The 23,514-nt window shown below is 58.5% G+C and carries 21 protein-coding genes; 16 read left to right on the top strand and 5 right to left on the bottom strand.

The window, feature by feature from the left end:
- Nucleotides 1–147: 147 nt before the first annotated feature.
- Nucleotides 148–384 carry a DUF2934 domain-containing protein gene (locus tag GGQ73_RS10735; RefSeq protein ID WP_183896131.1) on the bottom strand — a complete coding sequence of 79 codons (237 nt, stop codon included), beginning with the start codon at nt 382–384 and terminating at the stop codon, nt 148–150.
- A gap of 288 nt (nt 385–672) precedes the next feature.
- On the opposite strand from GGQ73_RS10735, the gene GGQ73_RS10730 reads away from it, so the two are divergent.
- The 5 genes from GGQ73_RS10730 to GGQ73_RS10710 all read left to right on the top strand — a co-directional run bounded on the left by GGQ73_RS10730 (nt 673) and on the right by GGQ73_RS10710 (nt 5,678).
- Entirely contained in the window at nt 673–1,746 is a 1,074-nt protein-coding gene (locus GGQ73_RS10730; protein WP_183896129.1) for an enoyl-CoA hydratase/isomerase family protein, read from the top strand.
- Nucleotides 1,747–1,892: 146 nt separating this feature from the next.
- Entirely contained in the window at nt 1,893–2,879 is a 987-nt protein-coding gene (gene cysP, locus GGQ73_RS10725) for a thiosulfate ABC transporter substrate-binding protein CysP (protein ID WP_183896127.1), read from the top strand.
- A 70-nt stretch (nt 2,880–2,949) separates the two neighbouring features.
- Entirely contained in the window at nt 2,950–3,771 is an 822-nt protein-coding gene (cysT, locus tag GGQ73_RS10720; RefSeq protein ID WP_183896125.1) for a sulfate ABC transporter permease subunit CysT, read from the top strand.
- 3 nt (nt 3,772–3,774) lie between these two features.
- Complete coding sequence (cysW, locus tag GGQ73_RS10715) at nt 3,775–4,656, top strand: sulfate ABC transporter permease subunit CysW (RefSeq protein ID WP_183896123.1); 882 nt, start codon at nt 3,775–3,777, stop codon at nt 4,654–4,656.
- A complete protein-coding gene (locus GGQ73_RS10710) occupies nt 4,653–5,678 on the top strand; it encodes a sulfate/molybdate ABC transporter ATP-binding protein (RefSeq protein ID WP_183896121.1) in 1,026 nt (341 codons plus the stop codon). Before cysW ends, GGQ73_RS10710 begins: the two co-directional genes overlap by 4 nt.
- On the opposite strand, the gene GGQ73_RS10705 is transcribed toward GGQ73_RS10710, so the two are convergent.
- The 3 genes from GGQ73_RS10705 to GGQ73_RS10695 all read right to left on the bottom strand — a co-directional run bounded on the left by GGQ73_RS10705 (nt 5,675) and on the right by GGQ73_RS10695 (nt 9,812).
- Entirely contained in the window at nt 5,675–6,781 is a 1,107-nt protein-coding gene (locus GGQ73_RS10705) for a DNA alkylation repair protein (RefSeq protein WP_183896119.1), read from the bottom strand. The genes GGQ73_RS10710 and GGQ73_RS10705 overlap by 4 nt on opposite strands.
- A gap of 117 nt (nt 6,782–6,898) precedes the next feature.
- On the bottom strand, nt 6,899–8,335 hold the full coding sequence (locus tag GGQ73_RS10700) for an NAD-dependent succinate-semialdehyde dehydrogenase (protein WP_183896117.1): 1,437 nt from the start codon (nt 8,333–8,335) through the stop codon (nt 6,899–6,901).
- A gap of 289 nt (nt 8,336–8,624) precedes the next feature.
- Nucleotides 8,625–9,812, bottom strand: coding sequence for an acyl-CoA dehydrogenase (locus GGQ73_RS10695; RefSeq protein ID WP_113495062.1), 1,188 nt, complete (start codon nt 9,810–9,812; stop codon nt 8,625–8,627).
- A 96-nt stretch (nt 9,813–9,908) separates the two neighbouring features.
- Here GGQ73_RS10695 and GGQ73_RS10690 point away from each other — a divergent pair, with 96 nt between their 5' ends.
- The 8 genes from GGQ73_RS10690 (at nt 9,909) to GGQ73_RS10655 (ending at nt 18,628) form a co-directional block, all read left to right on the top strand.
- Nucleotides 9,909–10,823: a LysR family transcriptional regulator gene (locus tag GGQ73_RS10690; RefSeq protein WP_174154038.1), complete on the top strand. Its 915-nt coding sequence runs from the start codon at nt 9,909–9,911 to the stop codon at nt 10,821–10,823.
- 114 nt (nt 10,824–10,937) lie between these two features.
- Nucleotides 10,938–11,996: a LacI family DNA-binding transcriptional regulator gene (locus GGQ73_RS10685; RefSeq protein WP_183896115.1), complete on the top strand. Its 1,059-nt coding sequence runs from the start codon at nt 10,938–10,940 to the stop codon at nt 11,994–11,996.
- On the top strand, nt 11,993–13,015 hold the full coding sequence (locus tag GGQ73_RS10680) for an ABC transporter substrate-binding protein (protein WP_183896113.1): 1,023 nt from the start codon (nt 11,993–11,995) through the stop codon (nt 13,013–13,015). Before GGQ73_RS10685 ends, GGQ73_RS10680 begins: the two co-directional genes overlap by 4 nt.
- Nucleotides 13,016–13,287: 272 nt before the next feature.
- Complete coding sequence (locus GGQ73_RS10675; protein WP_174154035.1) at nt 13,288–14,115, top strand: ABC transporter permease; 828 nt, start codon at nt 13,288–13,290, stop codon at nt 14,113–14,115.
- Nucleotides 14,112–14,891, top strand: a complete 780-nt coding sequence (locus GGQ73_RS10670; protein WP_183896111.1) for an ABC transporter permease — start codon at nt 14,112–14,114, stop codon at nt 14,889–14,891. The genes GGQ73_RS10675 and GGQ73_RS10670 overlap by 4 nt, the downstream gene beginning before the upstream one ends.
- Nucleotides 14,884–15,909, top strand: coding sequence for an ABC transporter ATP-binding protein (locus GGQ73_RS10665; protein WP_183896109.1), 1,026 nt, complete (start codon nt 14,884–14,886; stop codon nt 15,907–15,909). Before GGQ73_RS10670 ends, GGQ73_RS10665 begins: the two co-directional genes overlap by 8 nt.
- A gap of 2 nt (nt 15,910–15,911) precedes the next feature.
- Nucleotides 15,912–16,838 carry a nucleoside hydrolase gene (locus GGQ73_RS10660; RefSeq protein ID WP_183896161.1) on the top strand — a complete coding sequence of 309 codons (927 nt, stop codon included), beginning with the start codon at nt 15,912–15,914 and terminating at the stop codon, nt 16,836–16,838.
- Complete coding sequence (locus GGQ73_RS10655; RefSeq protein WP_183896107.1) at nt 16,835–18,628, top strand: adenine deaminase; 1,794 nt, start codon at nt 16,835–16,837, stop codon at nt 18,626–18,628. The genes GGQ73_RS10660 and GGQ73_RS10655 overlap by 4 nt, the downstream gene beginning before the upstream one ends.
- 6 nt (nt 18,629–18,634) lie before the next feature.
- Here the strand turns inward: GGQ73_RS10655 and GGQ73_RS10650 are convergent, their stop codons facing one another.
- Entirely contained in the window at nt 18,635–19,807 is a 1,173-nt protein-coding gene (locus GGQ73_RS10650; RefSeq protein WP_183896105.1) for a M20 aminoacylase family protein, read from the bottom strand.
- A gap of 116 nt (nt 19,808–19,923) precedes the next feature.
- Between GGQ73_RS10650 and GGQ73_RS10645 the strand changes: the two genes are divergently transcribed.
- The 3 genes from GGQ73_RS10645 (at nt 19,924) to GGQ73_RS10635 (ending at nt 23,509) form a co-directional block, all read left to right on the top strand.
- Nucleotides 19,924–20,595: a phosphoribosyltransferase gene (locus GGQ73_RS10645; RefSeq protein ID WP_234910935.1), complete on the top strand. Its 672-nt coding sequence runs from the start codon at nt 19,924–19,926 to the stop codon at nt 20,593–20,595.
- A 180-nt stretch (nt 20,596–20,775) separates the two neighbouring features.
- Nucleotides 20,776–21,831, top strand: coding sequence for a dipeptidase (locus GGQ73_RS10640; protein ID WP_183896101.1), 1,056 nt, complete (start codon nt 20,776–20,778; stop codon nt 21,829–21,831).
- 37 nt (nt 21,832–21,868) lie between these two features.
- Nucleotides 21,869–23,509 (top strand): ABC transporter substrate-binding protein, encoded by a 1,641-nt coding sequence (locus tag GGQ73_RS10635; protein ID WP_183896099.1) that lies wholly within the window; start codon nt 21,869–21,871, stop codon nt 23,507–23,509.
- The last annotated feature ends 5 nt before the right edge of the window (nt 23,510–23,514 follow it).

The raw sequence follows: 23,514 nt of genomic DNA, 5'->3' as shown, positions 1-23,514 counted from the left end.
ATTGCGCCATCCAGCTCGCGAAAACACCACCTGAACGAGAAGCCCAAAAACGCAAAAACCCACCGACAAAAATCGGCGGGTTTGTCAGCAGTCTGAGCCCCGCTTGCGGGGCTTTTTGGTTGGCGTGTCATTTGCGTGGGAGGACACTTATTTCTGCGCTGACTTGCGGGACTTGGTCTTTGGTTTGGCGGCCTCGGTAGCAAGGGCCAGTTTCACATCTGCCTTTTTGCGGTGTGCTGGCTTGGTGGCCTTCGAGTTCTGCAACAGTGCATATTCCTGCTTGGCCTGCTCCCAATGGTCGGCATCACGCCCATGCTGACGCCCATCTTTTTCCCAGAGGGTGTAGGCGCGTTTGCTGATCCAATCATTTTCTGAAACCGGCATTTCTATCTCCCGTTAGAATGTCATCAGCCATGGGATGGCTGTCTGAATGCGCCGGCTGCAACGCTTAAAAAAAATGAGCGCGCCGGTATTTTACCAAAATATTACATGCCATGATTCTCAGGGGCGTCAAGTTAATTTGCTGCACTGCAAGAGCTCTGGCATTCCTGTTTGTCGAGCAATTTCAAACATTCGATTGCTTCCGGTGTTGCATACCCAACGATAAATGTTGCGTGAAGTTCCTTCGTCCTCCACATTGCTGTTGCAGCGCAATGCTTTTGAGGAGGAGACATGGTGCAGCAGAGCTCAACGACAGATGAGGTCATCGTCGAAACACGCGGTCATGCCGGTCTGATCCGCCTCAACAGACCGAAAGCCATCAACAGTCTCAACCAGGCAATGGTGTCAGGCATGAAGGCTGGGCTTGACGCTTTTGCACGCGATGCCGCCATAACATGCGTGATTTTATCCGGCGAGGGGGAGCGCGGTTTATGTGCTGGCGGCGATGTGCGCCAGATCCATGCCATGAAATCAGCTGGCGAGATGGACCGCACCCGATTCTGGCGGGATGAGTTTCCGCTGAATGACACGATCTCCCATTATCCCAAGCCCTATATCGCGCTGATGGATGGCATCGTCATGGGCGGTGGCGTCGGTATTTCGTCCCATGGCCGGTATCGGATCGTCACGGAACGCACCCGCCTCGCCATGCCGGAAACTGCCATCGGCTATTTCCCCGATGTCGGCGCGACATGGCTTTTGCCCAGGGCACCAGGCGAAGTGGGTTGCTGGCTTGGACTGACCGGGCGCGAGATCGGCGCAGCCGACGCGATCTATGCGGGTCTTGCCGATTATCATGTCGCGTCCCACCGACTGCCGGAGCTGGTGCATGCACTGGCTAAGGTCTCGTTTGCCGCTGATATCGGTGCCGTCATCGAAGGTTTTTCCAGCAGGCCGGAAGAAAACGGTTTTCTGTGTTTTCACCGGAGCGAGATCGATACGGCGTTCGGCTTCGACACGGTTGACGATATCATCGATGCCTTGGCATCGACCAAGAGTGATTTCGCACGAGAGACGCTCAAAGCCCTGCACTCGCGCTCGCCGACCAGCCTCAAGCTGACCTTGCTCCTTTTGCGGCTGGGACGGGAGAGTTCTGGTCTGGTCGAGTGTCTGGAACGTGAATTCGTTGCGGGTTGCGCGGTGTTGCGCAACCATGATTTTTACGAGGGCGTGCGTGCGGCGCTCATCGACAAGGATCGCCAGCCCTCATGGCGTCCCGACACCTTGGCGCAGGTCAGTGATGCGCAGCTTGATCGATATTTTGTTGCCACAGAACCGCCCCTGTTTCGCGATCATCGCCTGTGATTTTTGCGGCGCGAAACATATGTTCGACTTCGACTGTCGCTGCAGCAAAACATTCTAAAATCCACTTGCGGTGCGTAGCGCCATTCCTCGCAGCTTGAATAGCGCTTCCTTATCTTGCCGGTACAATTTGTGCTGTGGGGAATTCCATGAAACGGATCATGCTTATCGGTGCTGCTGTCGCAGCGCTTCTGTCGACCTCTGCCTCGGCGCAGGAGCCGAAAACGCTTCTCAACGCGTCCTATGACGTGGCGCGTGAGGTTTTTGCCGCCGAAAACGAAGCCTTCGTCAAGGTGCATCCGGGCGTAACCGTCGATCAGTCGCATGCGGGAACATCCAAGCAGGCGCGCGCCATCGTCGAGGGTCTGGAAGCCGACGTCGTGACCTTCAACCAGGTGACGGATATCGATTTTCTGGTGAAGCAGGGCTTCGTTTCTGCCGATTGGAAGAAGAGTTTCGCGAATGATGCATCGCCCTTCTACTCGTTTCCGTCCTTCCTCGTTCGTGCTGGAAACCCCAAGAACATCAAGGATTGGGACGATCTTGTCCGGGACGATGTGAAGCTCGTTTTCCCCAACCCCAAGACATCTGGTAACGCCCGTTACACGTACTTGGCAGCGACGGCGTTCGCGAAGGAAAAGTTCAACAACGACGAAGCCAAGGTTGAGGACTTCATCAAGAAGATCTTTGCCAACACGCCTGTCTTCGACACCGGAGGCCGCGCTGCCACCACAACCTTTGTCGAGCGTGAAGTGGGCGACGTGCTGATCACTTTCGAGGCTGAAACACGTGGTATCGCCAAGCAATATGGCAAGGACAAAGTCGAAAGTGTCGTTCCATCGGTGAGCCTTCTCGCGGAATTCCCCGTGGCCGTCGTGGACAAGGTGGTCGACAAGCGGGGTTCGCGTGAACTGGCAAAGACCTATCTCGATTTCCTCTACACCGAGGAAGGCCAGCGCATTGCCGCGCAGTTCGGTCACCGCGTCCACAATGAAAAGGTCGCGGGCGAATTCAAGGATCAGTTTCCACAGATACGCCTCGTCAATGTCAACGATGTCTTTGGCGGTTGGGACAAGATCCAGACAGAGCACTTCGCATCCGGTGCCGTGCTTGATACGCTTTACGGCAGCCGTTAATTGCTGATTTTGGGTTCGCTTGACCCGGTGGGCCTCCCGCCGGGTCGCTTTTGCATGATAGGGGACGGGTTTGAGACGCAATGTTTTGCCGGGGCTGCGATTGTCGCTCGGCGTGACCCTTCTCTATGTCGGCATCATCGTCGTCCTGCCGCTGGCCGCACTGGTGTTCAAGGCGGCCAGTCTGGGCCCTGCCGAATATTGGGCCATCATCTCGTCACCGCGCGCCGTCGCAAGCTACCGCGTCACCGTGCTGTGCGCTCTTGTGGCCACGCTGTTCAATGTCGTCTTCGGCCTCGCATTGGCATGGGTGCTGACCCGCTACCGCTTTCCGGGCTACCGTATCGTCGATGCGATCGTTGATCTGCCGTTTGCGCTGCCCACCGCTGTCGCGGGCATCGCACTGACGGCCCTGTTTGCCGGAAACGGCTGGTTCGGCTCGATCCTTGCCCATGCCGGTATCAAGGTGGCTTACACCCCGCTTGGCATCATCATCGCCATGGCCTTTACCAGCCTTCCTTTCATCGTGCGTACGGTGCAGCCTGTGCTGGAAGATTTGGACCCGGCGCTGGAAGAGGCGGCGCAGTCTCTGGGTGGCTCGGATTTCGAGATTTTCCGAAAGGTTATTCTACCCCTGCTGACACCTGCCATTCTGGCTGGCCTGTCGCTGTCCTTTGCCCGTAGCCTTGGCGAGTTCGGCGCGATCATCTTCATCGCCGGCAATCAGCCGTTTTCAACCGAGATCACGTCGCTTCTCGTCTTCATCCGGCTGGAGGAATATGATTATCAGGCTGCAGCCGCGATCGCCTCGGTGCTGCTGCTCACGGCCTTCGTCATGCTCGCCGTCACCAATGTTCTGCAAACGCGTGCCATGCGTTATACGGGGAGGAGCTAACCCATGAGTGCTCATTCCCTTCGCCGTAAGCCGCCTCGCGTGGGTGACGCACCTCTCGTGCGCCGCTCGCTGATTGCTTTCGTTCTGATCATGGGTGCCTTGCTTGTCGTCGCGCCCTTGCTGATCATCGGCGTCGAAGCCTTCTCTCAGGGGTGGAAGACCTATACGGCGACCATCAATCACCCCGATACGCGCCACGCCATCATGCTGACGGTGATCACGGCGCTGATTGCGGTGCCGGTCAATACCGCCTTCGGCATTGCCGCCGCTTGGGCGATAACCAAATTCGATTTCAGAGGCCGTCGCTTTCTCCTCGTCCTCATCGAAATTCCCTTTTCCATCTCGCCCATCGTGGCAGGCGTCGCCTATCTCTTCGTCTACGGTTTGCAAGGCCTGCTTGGTCCGTTCTTCGCGGCCTATGACATCAAGGTGCTGTTTGCCCTGCCTGGTATCGTGCTGGCCTCCATGTTCGTGACCGCCCCCTTTGTGGCACGCGAACTGATCCCGCTGATGCAGGCGCAGGGACGTGATCTTGAGGAAGCGGCGACATCGCTTGGTGCATCCGGCTGGCGCACCTTCTGGTCTGTTACCCTGCCCAACATCAAATGGGCGCTGCTCTACGGCGTCGTGCTGTGCAACGCGCGTGTGATGGGTGAGTTCGGTGCAGTGTCGATCGTATCCGGCAATATTCGCGGCCAGACCAACACGCTGCCTTTGCATATCGAGCTGCTCTATCACGATTATCAGGCCGCTGGCGCCTTCGCCTCGGCATCCATCCTCGCGGCTCTCGCCGTCGTCACGATCATTGCCAAGGTCGCGCTGGAAAAGCGCGGGGCAGGCCGTGGCGCGAGGAAAACCGCTGCCGCACCGGAGATTAGCGCATGAAAATCCGTCTCGAAAATGTGGTGAAGACCTTCGATCGTTTTCGTGCGGTGCGCGATGTCTCGCTGGATATCGAAAGCGGCGAGTTGCTGGCGCTCCTCGGTCCGTCCGGATCGGGCAAGACGACGATCCTGCGCATGGTCGCCGGGCTCGAATATACCGATGGTGGCCATATCTATTTCGGCGATGAGGACGCCACCAACATTCCGGTGCGCGACCGTGGCGTCGGTTTCGTGTTCCAGCATTACGCGCTCTTCCCGCATATGACGCTCCACGAAAACATCGCCTTCGGGATGAAGGTCTCCAAGGTCAAGCGCGACAGGGCCGCCATCGATGCGCGCGTTGACGAGTTGCTGCGGCTGGTCAAGCTGGATGGGTTGGGTGAACGGTTCCCTTCGCAGATTTCCGGCGGTCAACGCCAGCGCGTCGCACTGGCTCGTGCTCTTTCCGTCGATCCAAAGGTGCTGCTGCTGGATGAACCCTTCGGCGCGCTGGATGCCAATGTGCGGCGCGATCTTCGCCGCTGGCTGCGCGAAATCCACAGAGAACTCGGCATCACCACCATCTTCGTCACCCATGATCAGGAAGAGGCGCTGGATCTGGCCGACCGCGTGGTCATTCTCAACCAGGGAGAGATCGTGCAGCAGGGCACACCGAAAGAGGTCTGCCGCCAGCCGAACTCGTCCTTCGTCATGCGTTTCCTGGGCGATGCCAACCGCATCTCCGGCACCGCCCGCGCGGGCAAGGTTTTCGTCGGTTCAGCCGAAGTGCCCTTCGCCTATAGCCAGGGCGACGGCCCGGTCGACATCTACGCCCGCCCCAATGATCTGGAGTGGGGAAACCTGCATGATGGCATTCCGGCGCAGGTGACCCGCGTGCTGGACCGCGCAGGCGACCGGCGCGTCATCGCCTCGACGACGGAGGGCGATCTGCTGGAATTCGATGTTCCCCCGGAAACGACCGTTGAAGCAGGTGACCACGGCCACATCGTCATTCGCCGCGCCAAGATTTTTCCGGCGGGTTAAGCGCTGAGTTCGAACGTCGTTTCGGCCAACGCCTCGCCATTCACTATCAGCTGTATCAGGTGCAGGCCAGGATAATGCTTGCGGGTTGTGAAATCCCGGATGGCGCGGCTGATGGAGAGTGTGCAACACTCTTCCGGTTGAAGGCTCAGCTCTTTCCATTTGAAAATCTTGGGTGAGGTGCCGCCGCCTTTCTTCACGTAGTGAACGGCGTAGTCGATCACCAGTTTCTGTGGCTGTCCGGATTTCGAGCGAAGCGATGCCGAAATCCGGACAGCGCCGCCAAGTGGTAATGCATCTGGCGTCACCTGAAACGCCTCTATCGCAATCTCCGCTTTTTCATGCGCGCCAAGATGCGCGAGCGCCGAAACGTCGCCCTTCTTCACCAAGGTTCGCAACGCCTGCCGGATGATCCATGCGGTATGCTTGTTGTCCTTGGGCCACGTGGAGATGCGCTCCAGAACCCATTGCGGATTATCCTTGGTGATATCGTTCAGATGGTTGGCCACGGATTTGCGCACATAGAGCGCATCGTCGCTTTTGAGGTTTTCAAGAATGGTGGCGACAGGCGAAGGATCTTCGATCAGCGCCTTGATCTGAAATGACCATGGCAGACGCGGGCGGCAGCCTTCGCTGGCCAATCTCCGCACATGTTCGTTTTCATCTCGCGACCACTCCTCCATGGTCGCCAGCGCACGGGGCATATCGGCGAGGATAAAGTGACGTATAGCGAATTCCGACGAGCCAAAGCGCGTGAAAAATTTCAGCGCTGTCATGGAGGCATCAAAATGCTCCAGGCCGTAGAGTGCCACATATTCCGACAGGGAAATCGAGGTAAAGCCGTGGTTGATGCGCGGTGCCAGTGATGCGAGGATTTCGAGGTTGCGCACATAGTCGCCGCGCAGAGTGGCATGAAGGCTGGTGGCCACCTGGCGCATGCGCTTCATGATACCGAGTGTATCGAGGTTGGCTTCGGCTAGTGCCAGAAACGCCTCTTCATCAAAGGCTGGATAAACGGCTTTTGTTTCAGAAGCGATAGATCGCAGTCGCTCGCGGTTGAAGATTTCCTTCAGTGCTGGCGCTGCCGTATCATTTGCCGCTGCCATGTATCCTCCCCCGAAGTTCCTTCTTTGTTCTTAGTGATATGCGTGAAATTTTGCAAATGAAAAGCCCGGCGTCGTGAAACGCCGGACTTTAAAATTTCAGCTCAAGGCGGCCGAAAATCAGTTCATCTGACTGACGAAGCGTGTTTCCAGATAGGCGCCAACGGCCTCTGAACCACCTTCGGTGCCGTAGCCCGAATCCTTGATGCCGCCGAAGGGGACTTCGGGCAGGGCAAGGCCATTGTGGTTGATGGTCAGCATGCCAGCCTCGACCTGACGGCCAAGCTCGTGGGCAGTCTTGACCGAGCCTGTGAAGGCGAAGGAAGCAAGGCCGAAGGGCAGACGGTTGGCTTCCGAGATCGCGTCATCGAAGGACTTGAACGTGTTGACGATGGCAACAGGACCAAACGGCTCATCGTTCATGATCTTGGCAGATGTCGGAACGTTGGCCAGCACGGTTGGTTCGAAGAAGTTGCCCTTGTTGCCGATGCGCTTGCCGCCGGTCTTCAGTTCCGCGCCATTGGTGACGGCGTCCTGAATGAGCGCTTCCATCGCCGGGATGCGACGCTCGTTGGCGAGGGGGCCCATGGTGACGCCATCTTCCAGACCGTTGCCGACTTTGACAGCTTCAGCGGCTTTGACAAAGCCGTCAAGGAACTGGCTGGCAACGCCCACCTGTACGAGGAAGCGTGTCGGTGCAACGCAGACCTGACCGGCATTGCGAAACTTCGACATCGCCATGATTTCGACGGCCTTTTCAATGTTGGCATCATCGAAGATCATGACAGGCGCGTGGCCGCCCAGTTCCATCGTGGCGCGCTTCATGTGCGTGCCGGCGAGCGCTGCGAGATGCTTGCCGATTGGCGTGGAGCCCGTGAAGGAAATCTTGCGAATGACCGGATGCGGGATCAGGTATTCGGAGATTTCCGAGGGTACGCCATAGACCAGGTTGATAACGCCAGCGGGAACGCCTGCATCCACGAAGGCGCGGATGAGTTCAGCAGGCGATGCCGGTGTTTCCTCAGGAGCCTTGACGATGATCGAGCAACCGGCGGCGAGCGCTGCGGACAGCTTGCGCACGATCTGGTTGATCGGGAAGTTCCACGGTGTAAACGCGGCAACAGGTCCAACCGGAACCTTGATGGCGAGCTGCGAAACGCCGGTTGCGCGGGCAGGAATCACCTGACCATAGGTGCGGCGGGCTTCTTCGGCAAACCAGTCGATCGTGTCGGCGGCGCCCATGACTTCCATGGCGGACTGGGCCAGCGGCTTGCCCTGTTCGCGGGTCATCAGCCAGGCAATCGTGTCCTTGCGCTCACGCAGCAGGTCGGCTGCCTTGCGCATGATCTTGGACCGCTCATAGGCCGATGTTTCGCGCCAGACCTTGAAGCCCTTGTCGGCAGCATCCAGCGCCAGATCAAGATCGGCCTTTTCAGCGTGTGCAATGTTGCCGAGGATTTCGTCTGTCGCCGGGTCGGACACGGCAATGGTCTTGCCGGAAAGCGCGTCGCGCCATTCGCCGTTGATGAGAAGCTTGATGTCGGGATAGCTGTGCATGAGAAATACCTTCGTAACTTGACCCACCGGCAACGTGCCGATGCTTGGCGTTGAACTGCGGTCTCGGAATTTACCGGCGCTGCATGACATGTCTTCCGTGGCGGGACAATCGAAGGCAACGATACCGGATATGGCAAATGGATTTGCCAGAGACGATGAATGACACCCCTATATTAATTCACACGACGGCGGTTTCAACCGTCTAGGGCGGGAAAAGTATGATTTTATCTTCGCAATGCAGCAAAAAACCGGCGATGGGTATCGCCGGTTTGCGTTTTGTCGTCAAATCTCAGAAAAAAGCCTGAATGCCGGTCTGGGCGCGGCCGAGGATCAGCGCATGCACATCATGCGTCCCCTCATAGGTGTTGACCGTTTCCAGATTCTGGGCGTGGCGCATGACGTGGTATTCGATCTGAATGCCATTGCCGCCGTGCATATCACGGGCCTGGCGGGCGATATCCAGTGCCTTGCCGCAATTGTTGCGCTTGACGATAGAGATCATTTCCGGCGCCATCTTATGCTCGTCGAACAGACGACCGACGCGCAGCGACGCCTGTAGCCCGAGCGTGATTTCCGTCTGCATGTCGGCCAGCTTCTTCTGATAAAGCTGCATGCCGGCCAGCGGCTTGCCGAACTGTTTGCGGTCCATGCCGTACTGATGAGCGCGGAACCAGCAATCTTCTGCGGCACCCAGCACGCCCCAGGAAATGCCGTAACGGGCGCGGTTGAGGCAGCCGAACGGACCCTTGAGGCCGGAAACATTCGGCAGCAACGCGTCTTCACCCACTTCGACGCCATCCATGACGATCTCGCCGGTGATCGATGCACGCAGAGACAGCTTGCCGCCGATCTTGGGCGCAGACAGTCCCTTCATGCCCTTCTCCAGCACGAAGCCACGGATCTGGTTGTCATGTGCTTCGGATTTCGCCCAGACAACGAAGACGTCTGCGATGGGCGAATTGGAAATCCACATCTTGGAGCCGCGCAGGCGATATCCGCCTTCGATCTTTTCGGCGCGTGTCTTCATGCCGTTCGGGTCAGAACCGGCGTCGGGCTCGGTCAGGCCAAAGCAGCCGATCAATTCGCCGGACACGAGGCCGGGCAGATATTTGTCCTTCTGCTCTTCCGAGCCATAGGCAAAGATCGGGTAGATGACGAGGGAGGACTGCACGCTCATCATCGAGCGATAGCCGCTATCGATGCGCTCGACTTCGCGGGCCACGAGGCCGTAGGCCACATAGCTTGCTTCGGCAGCACCGTATTTCTCAGGAAGCGTCACGCCCAGAAGACCGGTCTGGCCCATCAGACGGAACAGCTCAGGCTCAGAACTTTCAGAGAGATAGGCTTCGTTGATGCGTGGCAGAAGCTCCGATTGAGCAAAGGCGGCTGCCGTATCGCGGATCATCCGCTCGTCTTCGGTCAGTTGGTCCTCGAGAAGAAACGGGTCCTGCCAATTGAATGCTGTGCGTTCGCTCACGGTAAATCTCCAAAATTGCTGTCGGGATTATTGGCATTTGGCAGCGTCGCGGCAAGCCATGTTTACTCATTTTGCTATTACCGTTAGGAATGCGGCATGACCTCGCTCAGCCGCAAACTTCTACCTTCCACCAGCGCTCTTGCCGCCTTCGATTCCGTGGCGCGGCTGGGCAGTTTTTCGCTGGCGGCTGATGAGTTGTCATTGACGCAAGGGGCGATCAGCAGGCAGGTTCTGTCGCTGGAAGACCAACTTGGCGTGCGTCTGTTCGAGCGTGGCGCGCGCGGCGTTTCGTTGACGGCCGAGGGCCAGACCTATGCCAAGGCCATTAGCACGGCGCTGGGCGATATCCGTTCCGCATCCTTGCAGATTATGACCAAAACGCATGGCAACAGGCTGAACCTTGCCATGCTGCCCACTTTCGGCACGCGGTGGCTTTTGCCACGTATTCCCAAATTTGTGGCGGCGCACCCGGAAATCACGCTCAATTTCGCCACCCGTATCGGCCAATTCGATTTCGAGAAGGAAGGTCTGGATATGGCCATCCATATCGGTCAGCCGGATTGGCCAGCGGCGGAAAGCACGTTTTTGATGGATGAGATGGTGGCGCCGGTGTGCAGCCCGTCCTTTCTGGCGGCGCACCCCATTGTCAAGGCGCAGGATATCTCCACCCTGCCGCTCCTGCATATGGCATCGCGCCCCGGCGCCTGGGATCACTGGTTTCAGAGCCTTGGCCTCGGGGCGCAAAACGCACCCGCCATGCGGTTCGAACAGTTCTCCAGCGTCGCCCAAGGCTGCATCGCCGGGTTGGGCGTGGCGCTCATGCCGCTGTTTCTGATCGATATCGAGCTGAAAGCCGGGCAACTGGTCGCCGCCTTTGATCATCAGGTCAAAAGCCCCAGCTCCTATTATGCCGTCGCGCCGCTTTCCCGCATCAATCACGCGCCCGTCGTGTTGTTCAAACAGTGGCTGCTGGCGGAAGTCGAGGCGTTTCGTGCGCAAGGCGAATTTTAATTTCGCACTCGTTTCCTCGACTTAAGTCTCCAGCCCAAAAATCCCAAGCTTGACGACTCGACAAAAACGCCAATTCAAATTAGCTTGATTAAACGTTTAATCATGGGGATAATCATGACCTCGGGTCGTGCAGGGGCAAATCTGGCGGCAATCGCGTCGGCACTCGGTGTATCAGCGGCGACCGTGTCCAATGCGCTCTCCGGCAAGGGGCGGGTCTCCACAGAGCTTTCCGAGAAAATCCGCGTCAAGGCCGAGGAGCTGGGTTATGTGCCCAGCATCGCCGGTCGCGCGCTTCGCACCGGCAGAAGCGGTGTTGTCGGTCTCGTCCTGCCCGATATTGCCAATCCGCTTTTCCCGCAAATCGCTCAGGCCATCGAAAAGGCCGCCGACGCCGCCGGTTATGGCGTATTGATTGCGGACTCTCATGGTAACGTTGCTAAACAGACACAAGCGATCAACCGTCTGATCGAGCGCGGCGTCGAGGGTATGGTTGTCGTGCCACGACGCGGCACCCGCATCGGCAATGTCGATTGCCCGGTGGCGGTCATCGATTCGCCCTCTACACCCGGGAACACTGTTTCGGCTGATCATTGGGATGGTGGTTTTCAGATCGGCCGTCACCTAGCGGAACTCGGCCACCGCAACGTGGTCATCATTGGCAACAATCCGGATTCCAACGTTCAGAATGACCGTATCGGCGGCATCAGGTCCGGCCTCGGCAGCAGTGCACAGACGCAAACCCTGTGGATCGCGTCTCTGGAAAAGCGGAACGGGGCAGGGTGCCCGCTCGGCGTCGCCCAAAAGGTGATGCAGGGCTCTACCGCCTTTGCGGCTGTGTCGGATCTTCATGCGTTGCGCGCGCTCACCGAATTGCAGCGTGATGGTATCAATGTGCCGGAACAGGCCAGCGTTACGGGCTTTGACGACCTCATCTGGGCACCCGTCGTTACACCAGCTTTGACCACGGTCCGCATGGATATGGCGAAGATCGCCGATCTGGCGATTACGGCGCTGGTGCGCAGTATCGACGCGGAAGATCGCCCCCTGTCAGGAGGCGTTGTCGCCGATATCTCGAAAGTCGCAATGGAGCTCATTGTCAGACGCTCTTGCGGTCCAAACAACAAGAAGCAGGCCGCCAACACAACCTCGACAGCAGGAGAACTCGCATCATGAAAAAGATCATTCTGGCATCCGGCACCGCCCTGATGCTGTCCATGGGCGCGGCCCAGGGGCAGGACAAGACGCTGACCATTTCGGTCTATGCCTTTGCGCAGGACGAATTCAAGGAACTGGTCTATACGCCGTTCGAAGCCAAATGCGGTTGCAAGCTGGTGGTCGAAACCGGCAACAGTGTCGAGCGTCTGGCCAAGATGGAAGCCAACAAGACCAATCCGGTCGTTGATCTCGCTATCGTTTCCATGGCCGATGCGCTGTCCGCTACCCGCAAGGATTTGATCCAGAAGATCGACACGTCCAAGGTGCCGAATGTCGAGAAGCTCTATGACATCGCCAAGGACCCGAATGGCGATGGCATGAGCGTTGGTGTCAATTTCTACGCCACCTCCATCGTCTACCGCACCGACAAGATGAAGATCGAGTCATGGGCCGATCTGTTGAAGGACGGTGTTGTCGACCACGTCGCCTTCCCGAATGTCACCACCAATCAGGGGCCGCCAGCGCTCTACATGCTCGGCAAGGCCATCGGCAAGGACACGCCGGATCTGTCGGGTGCCATCGAAGCCGTGGGGAACAAGAAGGACGAGATCGTCACCTTCTATGTCAAGTCCTCGCAACTCGTGCAGCTTATGCAGCAGGAAGAAATCTGGGCAGCACCCATCGGCCGTTTCTCCTGGGCGCCCTTCACCAAACTTGACCTGCCGCTGGCATGGGCAACGCCGAAGGAAGGCCAGACCGGCGGCATGAATGTGCTTGTTGTTCCGAAGAACGGCAAAAACGAAGATCTGGCGCTCCAGTTCATGGACTTCTGGCTGTCGACGGACGTGCAGAAGGCGCTGGCTGAAAAGCTGGTCGATAGCCCGACCAACAAGGAGGTCAAGGTTTCCGACGAGGTCGCCAACAACATCACCTATGGCGAGGAAACGGCGAAGAGCCTGCAACTCATTCCGTCCGCAACGACGCTGGATAACCGCGACAAGTGGCTGTCGGAGTGGAACGCGAAGGTCGGTCAGTAAGGACGGTTTCAGGTGTGGGGACTACGTGCTGGCGCACGTCGCCCCCCCTCTGTCCTGCCGGACATCTCCCCCACAAGGGGGGAGATCAGCAGGATGCACCGACATCCATCCTGTCTCAACGTATGAGATGGCCTAAACGTGTGCCGCTATCCAATCTCCCCACCTGTGGGGGAGATGCCCGGCAGGGCAGAGGGGGCTGGCACCCGCTGCCGCTCAACGACAAATCCTCTGCCGAGCGAAGGCGGAGACATTTCAACACCGGAGAAGACTCCATGTTTCAAAACCGGGCTGAAGCCCTGGCGCTGGCCTTGCCGGCCGCGATCTTCGCGGCGGTGGTATTCCTTGTGCCCGTGTTCATTCTTCTGTCGGAAGGGTTTCGAACTGCAGACGGATGGACGTTTCAGGCCTATGTGGATTTCTTTTTCGATCCGCTAAACCGTGCTGTCTTTCTGCGCACACTGAAGCTCGGGGCTATCGTGACGGTGGTTTCCGCCATCATTGGTTATGCGGCTGCTTTTTCTATCGTCAACCTGTCGGCCAGCACCAAGGGGCACATGATCAACCTTGTCATTCTGCCGTTGATGATTTCGCCCGTGGCCCGCACCTATGCGTGGATCGTCATTCTCGGGCGCACCGGCATGGTCAACGAGGTGCTGAAACTGGTGGGGCTGACCGATGCGCCGATCCGCATCCTGTTTTCCGAAACGGCGGTCTTCATCGGCCTTTTGCAACTGTTCCTGCCGTTGATGATCATCTCCCTCATCAGCGCGCTGGAAAACATGCCGAAAGATGTCATCGCCGCCTCGCGGGTTCTGGGCGCCAACTGGTTGCAGGTATTCTGGAAGGTCATTCTGCCCTTGACCAGGGAAGGTCTCGTCGTGGGTGGCACATTGGTCTTCACCGGCTCGCTGACGGCCTATATCACGCCCGCCATTCTGGGCGGTTCCAAGGTTCTGATGCTGGAAACGCTGCTCTACCAGCAGGTGACGGTGTCCAACAACTTCGTCGCCGCGAGTGTCATCGCCTTCATTCTGATCGTCATGAGCTTTGCGGCCAACATCCTGCTCAAGCGCATCGCCACGGCAAGGAACAAGACATGACCCGGAACCTCTTCATTCCGCTCACGCTCGCGCTGGTCATCGGCTTTCTGATCGGCCCGTTCCTCATCATCGTCGCGGCCTCGTTTTCGGCAGGCGACACGCTGGCATTCCCGCCGCAGGGCTTTTCGCTGAAATGGATCGCCAAGGTCTTCACCGTCGAAAGTTTTCGCGAAAGCTTTGCCATGTCGATGTTCCTTGCCATTGGCGGCACAGTCGCCGCGCTGATCCTCGGCGTCCCCGCATCCTACGCCATGTCGCGCTACAAGCTGCCGTTTTCGGAAACCATCCGAACCATCGTTTCGGCCCCCATCATCGTTCCCGGCATCATCGTTGGCCTGGCGTTGCTGCGCTACTTCGTCGTGCCCTTTGGCATCGGCATCACGCTGGCGCTGTTTCTGGCTCACACCGCGCTGATCCTGCCCTATGCGGTGCGCGTGGTCTCGGCCAGCCTTACCAATCTGCGCTCCGATATCGAGGAGGCAGCTATTCTCCTCGGCTCATCTCGAACAGGCGCATTCTTCCGTGTCGTGCTGCCGAATATCAGGGGTGGCATTCTCTCGGCCTTCATTCTGGGATTCGTGACCAGCTTCAACCAGGTGCCGGTCTCGCTGTTCCTGTCCGGTCCCGGTGTGCGCACCCTGCCTATCGATATGCTCGGCTACATGGAAATCGTCTTCGACCCATCCGTTGCAGCTCTGTCTTCGCTGCTCGCCTTCCTGTCCATCGGCATTGTTTTCATGGCCGAACGTTTTCTGGGGTTCTCCCGTTATGTCTGACGCAAATTATCTGTCGCTCCAGAACCTGTCGCTGGCCTATGGCAACTCCGTTGCCGTGAAGGACCTCAATCTCGACATCCGCAAGGGTGAGTTGCTGGCGTTGCTCGGCCCGTCCGGCTGCGGCAAGACCACGACGATGCGGGCCATTGCCGGGCTGATGCCGGTGGCTGGTGGCCGGATCGATCTCGATGGTGTCGATATCACCCGCGTGTCCGCCAACAAACGGGCGGTTGGCCTGGTGTTCCAGTCCTACGCGCTGTTTCCGCACCTGACGGTCTATGAGAATGTCGCCTTCGGTTTGAAGCTGAAGGGCATGAGGGGCTCGGCTCTTGAGGGCAAGGTCGCGTCCGGCCTCAAATCCGTCGGTCTTTCGAGCTTTTCTTCCCGCAAACCGGCGGAATTGTCCGGCGGTCAGCAGCAGCGCGTGGCGCTTGCCCGTTCCATGGTCATGGACCCGAAGGTCCTGCTTCTGGACGAGCCGCTGTCCAACCTTGATGCAAGGCTGCGGCTTGACATGCGCACCGAGCTTCAACGCGTGCAGAAGGAAACCGGCGTCACCATGATTTTCGTCACCCATGACCAGATCGAGGCCTTGGCGCTGGCCGATCGGATCGTTGTCATGAAAAACGGCGCCATCGAGCAGATCGGCACGCCGGAGGATATCTACAACGCGCCGATCTCGTCCTTCGTGGCCGATTTCGTCGGCTTTGAAAACATCTTCCGTCTGGAGGCTGGCTTGCTCAAGACCGATAACGGAAGCGTCCCCCTTTCTGGCGCGGTTCCAAATGTGGCCGGACTGGCCTGGAGGCCGCGGATGGTCACCCTCGGGTCAGGACCCTTCGAGGGAACCGTGCGCGGCACATCTTTTGCGGGCAACACCCGGGAGTATCTGCTGGATACGCCCCTCGGGGCCATCAAGGCAGAGGTCGATGCCGCGCTGCCGGTGCAAGATATCGGCACGGCGCTCGCATTCGATCTGCCTGTCAAGAAAGCAGCAAGTTTGAAGGTGTTTCGTTGAGCATGGGTATCTGGATCGATTGCGATATGGGGTTTGATGACATCGCCGCCATCATGGTGGTCACGTCTCATGGGCTTCAGATCGATGGCGTGTCGCTGGTGTTCGGCAATGCCCCGCTTGAGCAGGTCAGCAAAAACGCAGCCGGTGCCGCCGCTGCCTTCGGTTGGCGCTTTCCCATTCACTCAGGTCGGGAGCGACCCGTGCTCGGACAGCTCGAAACCGCGCAAACGATCCTTGGGGATACCGGAATTCCCACTATTGGCGCAGGCTTACCCGACGCCGCCGATCTGCCCTACAGCGATGCTTTCACGGCCCTGTGCACCTGGCTGGCCGACGGTCAAGCCGACAAACGCGCTCTCGCGCTTGGACCGCTCACCAATATCGCCGCCGTCTGTCTTGCAAGACCCGATCTTGCCGCTCGCATCACGCAGCTCGTATGGATGGGTGGTGGCGTGACGGCTGGCAATCATACCGCCTCTGCCGAGTTCAACGCTTTTGCCGATCCCGAAGCGCTTTCTATCGTCATCGCACACGGTCTTCCCTTGCGGATGGTCGATCTCGATCTCTGCCGCAAAGTGACGGCGGATATGTCCGATATCGCGCCCATTCGCGCAGCGGCTGGCCGCAATGTCGGTTTGATCGCCGATATGCTGGAAGGCTTCATCGCCATCGCAACAAGCCGTGGGCGCGATGCGATGGCGCTGTACGATCCCTGTGCGGCGGTGGCTCTTGTGGCGCCCGATTGCATCGGCTGGAAAAATGCGCGCATCAATGTCGAGGTTCACGGCGCATTGACGCGTGGCCGAACCGTGGTCGAAGCGCGCGCCGCCCATGCGTCACGATTCAATGCGCAATACGCAGAGACGGTCGATGCAATCCGTGCGAAATCCATTATTCTTGATGCCCTGCTTCAGGAGGCTAGCCGATGAGAGAGCAAGCCATCATCGTTGATCGTGACGGGATGATCGAAAATACGTTGCGCGCCCGTGCCGTGGCGGCAGCACGCGGCGACCAGCCTTTCGATATATTGATCAGCGGCGGCATACTTGTCGATGTCGTGACGGGCGAGCGTCGCCCCGCTGATATCGGCATTGTCGGGCCGCTGATCGCGAGCGTTCATGAGGCGGGCACCCGCACGGATGCTGCAAAGGTTCTCGATGCGACGGGTGCCTATGTTTCGCCAGGCCTGATCGACACCCATATGCACGTGGAAAGCTCCATGGTGACACCGGCGGCCTATGCCGGTGCCGTCGTGCCGCGTGGCGTCACCACCATCGTCTGGGACCCGCACGAATTCGGCAATGTCCACGGCATCGATGGCGTACGCTGGGCGGCGGAGGCTGCCAAGGGTCTGCCGCTGAGGGCTGTTCTCCTCGCCCCGTCGTCCGTGCCGTCCGCACCGGGGCTGGAGCAGGCAGGTGCGGATTTCGATGCCTCTGCGATGGTCGAAATGCTGTTCTGGCCGGAAATTGGCGGCGTGGCCGAAGTCATGAACATGCGCGGCGTTATCGAACGAGATCCGCGCATGAGCGCCATTCTCCAGGAAGGCCTGTTTTCCGACAAACTGATCTGCGGCCATGCGCGAGGGCTTGAGGGCGCTGATCTCAACGCCTTCATGGCAGCAGGCATCACCTCCGATCACGAGCTGACATCGGCTGCCGATCTGATCGTCAAGCTGCGGGCGGGGCTGGCGATAGAGCTGCGCGGTTCGCACGACCATCTCCTGCCGGAATTCGTGGAAGCCCTGAACGCGCTCGGCCATTTGCCGCAAACCATCACATTGTGCACCGATGATGTTTTTCCGGATGACCTTCTGAAAAGCGGCGGCCTTGATGATGTGGTGCGGCGGCTGGTGCGATATGGCCTGAAGCCCGAATGGGCACTGCGCGCCGCTACGCTCAATGCGGCCACGCGTCTGCAGCGCAACGATCTCGGCCTCATCGCTGCTGGGCGTCGGGCGGATATCGCCGTCTTCGAAGACTTGTCGCAATTCTCCGCACGACATGTGCTGGCCAGCGGTACTCTTGTTGCAGAAGCTGGCAAGATGCTGGTCGATCTCATCGAGATGGACGCCGCACCCCTCCAGCATTCTGTGAAACTGACACCGCGCTCGCCGTCTGATTTCAAGGTCAAATCCGAGGGCAACAGGGTCAGGCTGGCCACCATCGACAAACCGCGTTTCACCCAATGGGGGGAGGCGGAAGCCGCCGTTGAAAATGGTTTCGTGGTGCCGCCCGAGAGCACAACGATGATTTCGGTCACCCACCGCCACGGCAAGGCCGATCCCGTCACCAGAACCGGTTTTCTGACCGGTTGGGGCAAATGGGACGGTGCTTTCGCTACCACGGTTTCCCATGACAGCCACAATCTCACGGTCTTCGGGGGCAATGTGGATGATATGACGGTTGCGGCCAACGCCGTCATCAAGGCAGGCGGTGGCATGGCCGTTGCGTCCGGCGGCAAGGTTACAGCGATGCTGCCGCTACCGCTCTCTGGCCTCGTCTCCGGCGCACCCCTTAGCGACATCGCCGCCGGTTTCGAAACCGTGCGCGACGCGGTTGGCCAGATCGTGGAATGGCAGCCACCCTATCTCGTCTTCAAAGCCTGCTTCGGCGCTACACTCGCCTGCAACATAGGCCCGCACCAGACGGACATGGGCATTGCCGACGTGCTGACGGGGAGGGTGATGGAAACCCCGGTGATCGAGGTTATGGAGTAAGGGCAGTCATTCAGCCGCCAGTTCCTGCTCCACCAATGTGGTCCAGAACGCGACGCCAGACGCAATCGCATCGTCGTTGAAATCATAGGACGTGTTGTGGTGCAGCGCGCCGTCCACGGCGGGGCCGTTGCCAAGCCAGACGTAGCAGCCCGGCACGTGTGCTGCGAAAAACGAGAAGTCGTCGCCGGCGGTGGAAGGCGGAAACGTGGTTCGCGTCCTTTCACCGAAAACACTCTGCGCAGCCTTCAACGCCCGCCGCGTCGTATCGGCATCATTGATAACAGGCGGAATGCGGCGGATGAAGTGGTAATTTGCCTCTATGCCGAACATGGCGGCGGTACCCGTTGCCAACCTGCCGATTTCCTCTTCCAGCTGGTCGCGAACATGTGCCGAATAGGCCCTTGCCGTGCCACCGATTTCGACGAGATCGGGGATGACATTCAGCGCTTTCGGATCACCCGCCTGCACCGAACAGGCACTGACGACGGCCGGTTGCAACGGATCGACCACCCGTCCGACAATGCTTTGCAGGGCTGCCAGAAAGCTTCCCGCTGCTGTAATCGGGTCGCGCCCCAGATGCGGCTTTGCGCCATGGGTGCCCACACCTTGGAACATCACGCGCCAGCTATCGGACGAGGCCAGTTGCGGCCCTTCGACGACGGCCATTTCATCCACATCCAGCCCTGGCATATTGTGCAGGCCGTAGACGGCATCACAGGGGAAAAGATCAAACAGCCCGTCCTCAACCATCCGTTTTGCGCCGCCGCGTCCTTCTTCGGCGGGTTGAAAGATGAAATGCACCGTGCCGGAGAAATCGCGGGTTTCGGCCAGATGGCGGGCGGCACCCAGGAGCATCACCGTGTGGCCATCATGGCCACAGGCATGCATTTTTCCGGGCACGGTCGATTGATAGGGACGGTCAGCGATCTCAGGCATGGCCAGCGCATCCATATCGGCGCGCAGGCCAATGCGGCGCGTGCCATTGCCGACCTGAAGCGTGCCGACGACGCCGGTTTTGCCCAGGCCGCGATGAACCGTTATACCCGCCTCTTCCAGGTGCCTGACGACCAGCGCGCTTGTGCGCTCTTCCTCAAAGCCAAGCTCCGGGTGGGCGTGCAGGTCTCGCCGCAGAGTGGTCAGAAAGGGCAGGTCGTTACCGAACCGGGCAAGCGGGGTCATGGGCGGCATATCCTTGCAATATCGAAACACGCATCTTTTTCTAGTGCAGAAGTCTCTGAAAATTAATAGGAAGCAGCCTGGAAAACAGGAATATTATTGCCGCGAAAGGAATGGTCATGAAGCCGCACGAATTCTGGCAGGATATCCATCCGCCCGGCAGTTTCGACGTTACCAGTCCCCATCCCGGCTTTTTCCCGGTCACGCTCGACGATGGCAGGCAGTTGCGCCTGCCAATCCGTCCGCTGGCGGATGGGGAACACGCGCTTGCATCCCTCATCGTCAATCAGGCGTCGTTTGCCATTGTCGAAGCCTTGGCCGACGATCTGGCGCAAAAGCTTGAAAACTTCGACATCGATGTCGTGGTTGGCCTTCCCACACTCGGTCTAACGCTTGCGGCCGAGGTGGCAAAGCGCCTTGGCCATAGCCGCTATGTGCCGCTCGGAACGTCGCGCAAATTCTGGTATCTGGACGCGCTGTCGGTGCCGATGTCATCTATCACCACACAGCAAGAGAAGCGGCTTTATATCGATCCACGCATGCTGCCGCTTCTGGAGGGCAGGCGGGTTGCGCTGGTGGATGATGTGATTTCCAGCGGCACCTCTATTGTCGCGGGTCTTTCGCTTCTGGCCGCTTCCAGCATCGAGCCCGTGGTCATCGGCGCGGCCATGCTGCAATCCGACAGGTGGGTGGAAAAACTGGCCAGTGCCGACACCCGCTGGCCTGATAAAGTGCGGGGCGTTTTCCGAACGCCGATGCTCAAAAAGACAGGTGACGGGTGGCATTTCTGACTGTTACCAATCGCCGGTAGGCAGCGAATGTTCATTTTTTCATCCTGCATATTTTTTGACTTGCGAAGCCGTGAAGGATGGGCCTAGGATCATCGCCAACCATTTGATACGGCATCAAGCATCCCGCTAAGCCCATGGCTTCAAATATAAAAATACGAACTTTCTGTTTGGAATTCTTGCATGCAACGTGTGTTCGACGGTCATAACGATGTGCTCTTGCGGTTATGGCGCAATGCCAAATCGGGAAGCGATCCCGTCGCGGAATTCGTGCAGGGCACCGTTGAAGGCCATATCGATGCGCCGCGCGCCAAGGCAGGCGGATTGGCGGGTGGCATCTGTGCCATCTACATTCCCTCCGGTGATCTGATCCTCAAGGCGCCAGACGCGTCAGGGCATTATATCACTCCGCTTGCAGCCCCGCTGGAACGTCAGCCATCGCTGGATATCGCATTGGAGAAGGCAGCGATCGCGCTGCGTCTCGATCAGGCCGGCGCCTGGAAGCTTTGCCGGTCAACGACCGAGATCAGCAAAGCCATGGATGACGGCATCTTCGCCGCCGTCTTGCACATGGAAGGCTGTGAGCCGATCGCCGCCGATCTCGATGCGCTGGATGTGTTTTATGCCGCAGGCCTGCGTTCGCTCGGTCCCGTCTGGAGCCGTCACAATATTTTCGGCCACGGCGTGCCCTTCGCCTATCCCATGTCGCCCGATACTGCACCGGGCTTGACCGATGCCGGTTTCGAGCTGGTGAAACGCTGCAACCAGCTCGGCATCCTCATCGATCTCGCGCATATCACCGAAAAGGGTTTCTGGGACGTGGCAAAGACCACCGACCAGCCTTTGATCGCCAGCCACTCCAACGCGCATGCGCTGACGCCGGTCGCGCGCAATCTCACCGATAAGCAGATGGACGCCATCAAGGAGAGCAACGGACTTGTTGGTCTCAACTACGCTGTCACCATGCTGCGCCCGGATGCGCGTGAGGATGCCGATACCCCGCTTTCCGCCATGGTCCAGCATATCGATTATATGGTCGAACGCATGGGCATCGATTGTGTGGCGCTTGGTTCCGACTTCGATGGTGCGACCATTCCAGCGGAAATCCGGGATGCCAAGGGCAACAATAATCTTGTTGCGGCGCTGAAATCTGCGGGCTACGCTGATCAAGACCTTGCTAAAATTTGCCGGGAAAACTGGCTGCGCGTTTTGGCTCAGGCCTGGCACGAACCGGCCTAAGACCGAGTAGACATAAAGATACAAACAGGGGAAGACGATGAACAAATCGCTCAACAAAGCCGCCCGCATTCTTGCCACAAGCGTGGCTCTTTCGATGCTTTCTCTTGCCGCCCCGCAGGCCTTTGCGGCAACGCCTGCCGACACGCTGGTCGAGGGTTTCGCCATTGATGACATCATCTCGCTTGATCCGGGCGAGGCGTTTGAAATCACGACTGCGGAGGTTACCGGCAATACCTATAGCAAGCTCGTCTCCATCGATATCACTGATACGTCGAAGGTGAAGGGCGATCTGGCCGAAAGCTGGACGACGTCCGAAGACGGCCTGACCTATACGTTCAAGCTGAAGCCCGACCTCAAATTTGCCTCCGGCAATCCCGTCACGGCAGACGATGTCGCCTTCTCCATCGAACGCGCCGTCAAGCTGGATAAATCTCCGGCATTTCTTTTGACCCAGTTCGGTCTCACGGGCGATAACGTCACGGAAAAGGCCAAGGCTACGGATGCCAATACCTTCGTTTTGACGGTGGACAAGGCCTATGCGCCCAGCTTCGTTCTCAACGTTTTGACGGCAACGGTTGCCTCCGTCGTTGACAAAAAGCTTGTGATGGAAAAGGCCAAGGCTGTGACGCCAAGCGCCGATTACAAATATGAAAGCGATTTCGGCAACGAATTCCTGAAGACCGGTTACGCCGGTTCCGGCCCTTACAAAATCCTCGGCTGGAAGGCCAATGAAGCGGTTATTCTGGAAGCCAACCCGAATTATTATGCCGAGAAGCCAAAGCTCAAGCGCGTCGTCTATCGCCATATGAAGGAAAGCTCGGGCCAGCGTCTGGCGCTGGAAAATGGCGATATCGATGTGGCCCGTAACCTTGAGCCCGGCGATATGGAAGCCGTCTCCAAAAAAGAAGGCTTCACTGTTATCTCGGCACCGAAGGGCACGGTCTATTATCTCGGCCTGAACCAGAAGAACGAGAACCTGAAAAAGCCCGAGGTCGTGGAAGCCTTTAAATATCTGGTCGATTACGAGGGCATCGGTGCCACCATCATCAAGGGCATTGGTGAGGTTCACCAGACCTTCCTGCCCAAGGGTCAGCTTGGTGCCCTGGATGAAAATCCCTACAAGCTCGATGTGGCCAAGGCCAAGGAATTGCTGGCAAAGGCAGGCCTGAAGGACGGTTTCACCGTAACCATGGATGTGCGCAACACGCAGCCAGTGACTGGTATTGCCGAGAACATCCAGCAGACCCTGGCGCAAGCCGGCATCAAGCTCAGCATCATTCCTGGTGATGGCAAGCAGACGCTGACGAAATATCGTGCCCGTCAGCACGATATCTATATCGGCGACTGGGGTTCGGACTATTTCGACCCCAACTCGAATGCCGAGACCTTCACCATCAACTATGACAATTCGGATGAGGGCAAGACCAAGACGCTTGCATGGCGCAATGCCTGGGACGTTCCTGAGCTGACAAAGCAGACACAGGCAGCGCTTCTTGAAAAGGATAACGCCAAGCGTGCGGCCATGTATCAGGACTTGCAGCGTAAGGTTCTGGAAAGCGGTCCGTTCGTCGTGATCGAACAGAAGACGGAAATTGCCGGTTTCTCCAACAAGGTCAAGGGTCTGAAGCTTGGACCAAGCTTCGACACCAACTATGTCTTCCCGGTCTCCAAGGAATAGTCCGG

It is taken from the genome of Rhizobium skierniewicense (genome assembly GCF_014196515.1).
GTDB classification, from domain to species: domain Bacteria; phylum Pseudomonadota; class Alphaproteobacteria; order Rhizobiales; family Rhizobiaceae; genus Agrobacterium; species Agrobacterium skierniewicense.
This window is presented reverse-complemented; position numbering and strand designations above follow the sequence as displayed.

Excerpts from the sequence above, each read along its gene's own strand:
- GGQ73_RS10735 (WP_183896131.1), bottom strand. The coding sequence starts at position 384 with ATGCCGGTTTCAGAAAATGATTGGATCAGCAAACGCGCCTACACCCTC.
- GGQ73_RS10730 (WP_183896129.1), top strand. The coding sequence starts at position 673 with ATGGTGCAGCAGAGCTCAACGACAGATGAGGTCATCGTCGAAACACGC.
- cysP (WP_183896127.1), top strand. The coding sequence starts at position 1,893 with ATGAAACGGATCATGCTTATCGGTGCTGCTGTCGCAGCGCTTCTGTCG.
- cysW (WP_183896123.1), top strand. The coding sequence starts at position 3,775 with ATGAGTGCTCATTCCCTTCGCCGTAAGCCGCCTCGCGTGGGTGACGCA.
- GGQ73_RS10710 (WP_183896121.1), top strand. The coding sequence starts at position 4,653 with ATGAAAATCCGTCTCGAAAATGTGGTGAAGACCTTCGATCGTTTTCGT.
- GGQ73_RS10705 (WP_183896119.1), bottom strand. The coding sequence starts at position 6,781 with ATGGCAGCGGCAAATGATACGGCAGCGCCAGCACTGAAGGAAATCTTC.
- GGQ73_RS10700 (WP_183896117.1), bottom strand. The coding sequence starts at position 8,335 with ATGCACAGCTATCCCGACATCAAGCTTCTCATCAACGGCGAATGGCGC.
- GGQ73_RS10690 (WP_174154038.1), top strand. The coding sequence starts at position 9,909 with ATGACCTCGCTCAGCCGCAAACTTCTACCTTCCACCAGCGCTCTTGCC.
- GGQ73_RS10685 (WP_183896115.1), top strand. The coding sequence starts at position 10,938 with ATGACCTCGGGTCGTGCAGGGGCAAATCTGGCGGCAATCGCGTCGGCA.
- GGQ73_RS10680 (WP_183896113.1), top strand. The coding sequence starts at position 11,993 with ATGAAAAAGATCATTCTGGCATCCGGCACCGCCCTGATGCTGTCCATG.
- GGQ73_RS10675 (WP_174154035.1), top strand. The coding sequence starts at position 13,288 with ATGTTTCAAAACCGGGCTGAAGCCCTGGCGCTGGCCTTGCCGGCCGCG.
- GGQ73_RS10670 (WP_183896111.1), top strand. The coding sequence starts at position 14,112 with ATGACCCGGAACCTCTTCATTCCGCTCACGCTCGCGCTGGTCATCGGC.
- GGQ73_RS10665 (WP_183896109.1), top strand. The coding sequence starts at position 14,884 with ATGTCTGACGCAAATTATCTGTCGCTCCAGAACCTGTCGCTGGCCTAT.
- GGQ73_RS10660 (WP_183896161.1), top strand. The coding sequence starts at position 15,912 with ATGGGTATCTGGATCGATTGCGATATGGGGTTTGATGACATCGCCGCC.
- GGQ73_RS10655 (WP_183896107.1), top strand. The coding sequence starts at position 16,835 with ATGAGAGAGCAAGCCATCATCGTTGATCGTGACGGGATGATCGAAAAT.
- GGQ73_RS10650 (WP_183896105.1), bottom strand. The coding sequence starts at position 19,807 with ATGACCCCGCTTGCCCGGTTCGGTAACGACCTGCCCTTTCTGACCACT.
- GGQ73_RS10645 (WP_234910935.1), top strand. The coding sequence starts at position 19,924 with ATGAAGCCGCACGAATTCTGGCAGGATATCCATCCGCCCGGCAGTTTC.
- GGQ73_RS10640 (WP_183896101.1), top strand. The coding sequence starts at position 20,776 with ATGCAACGTGTGTTCGACGGTCATAACGATGTGCTCTTGCGGTTATGG.
- GGQ73_RS10635 (WP_183896099.1), top strand. The coding sequence starts at position 21,869 with ATGAACAAATCGCTCAACAAAGCCGCCCGCATTCTTGCCACAAGCGTG.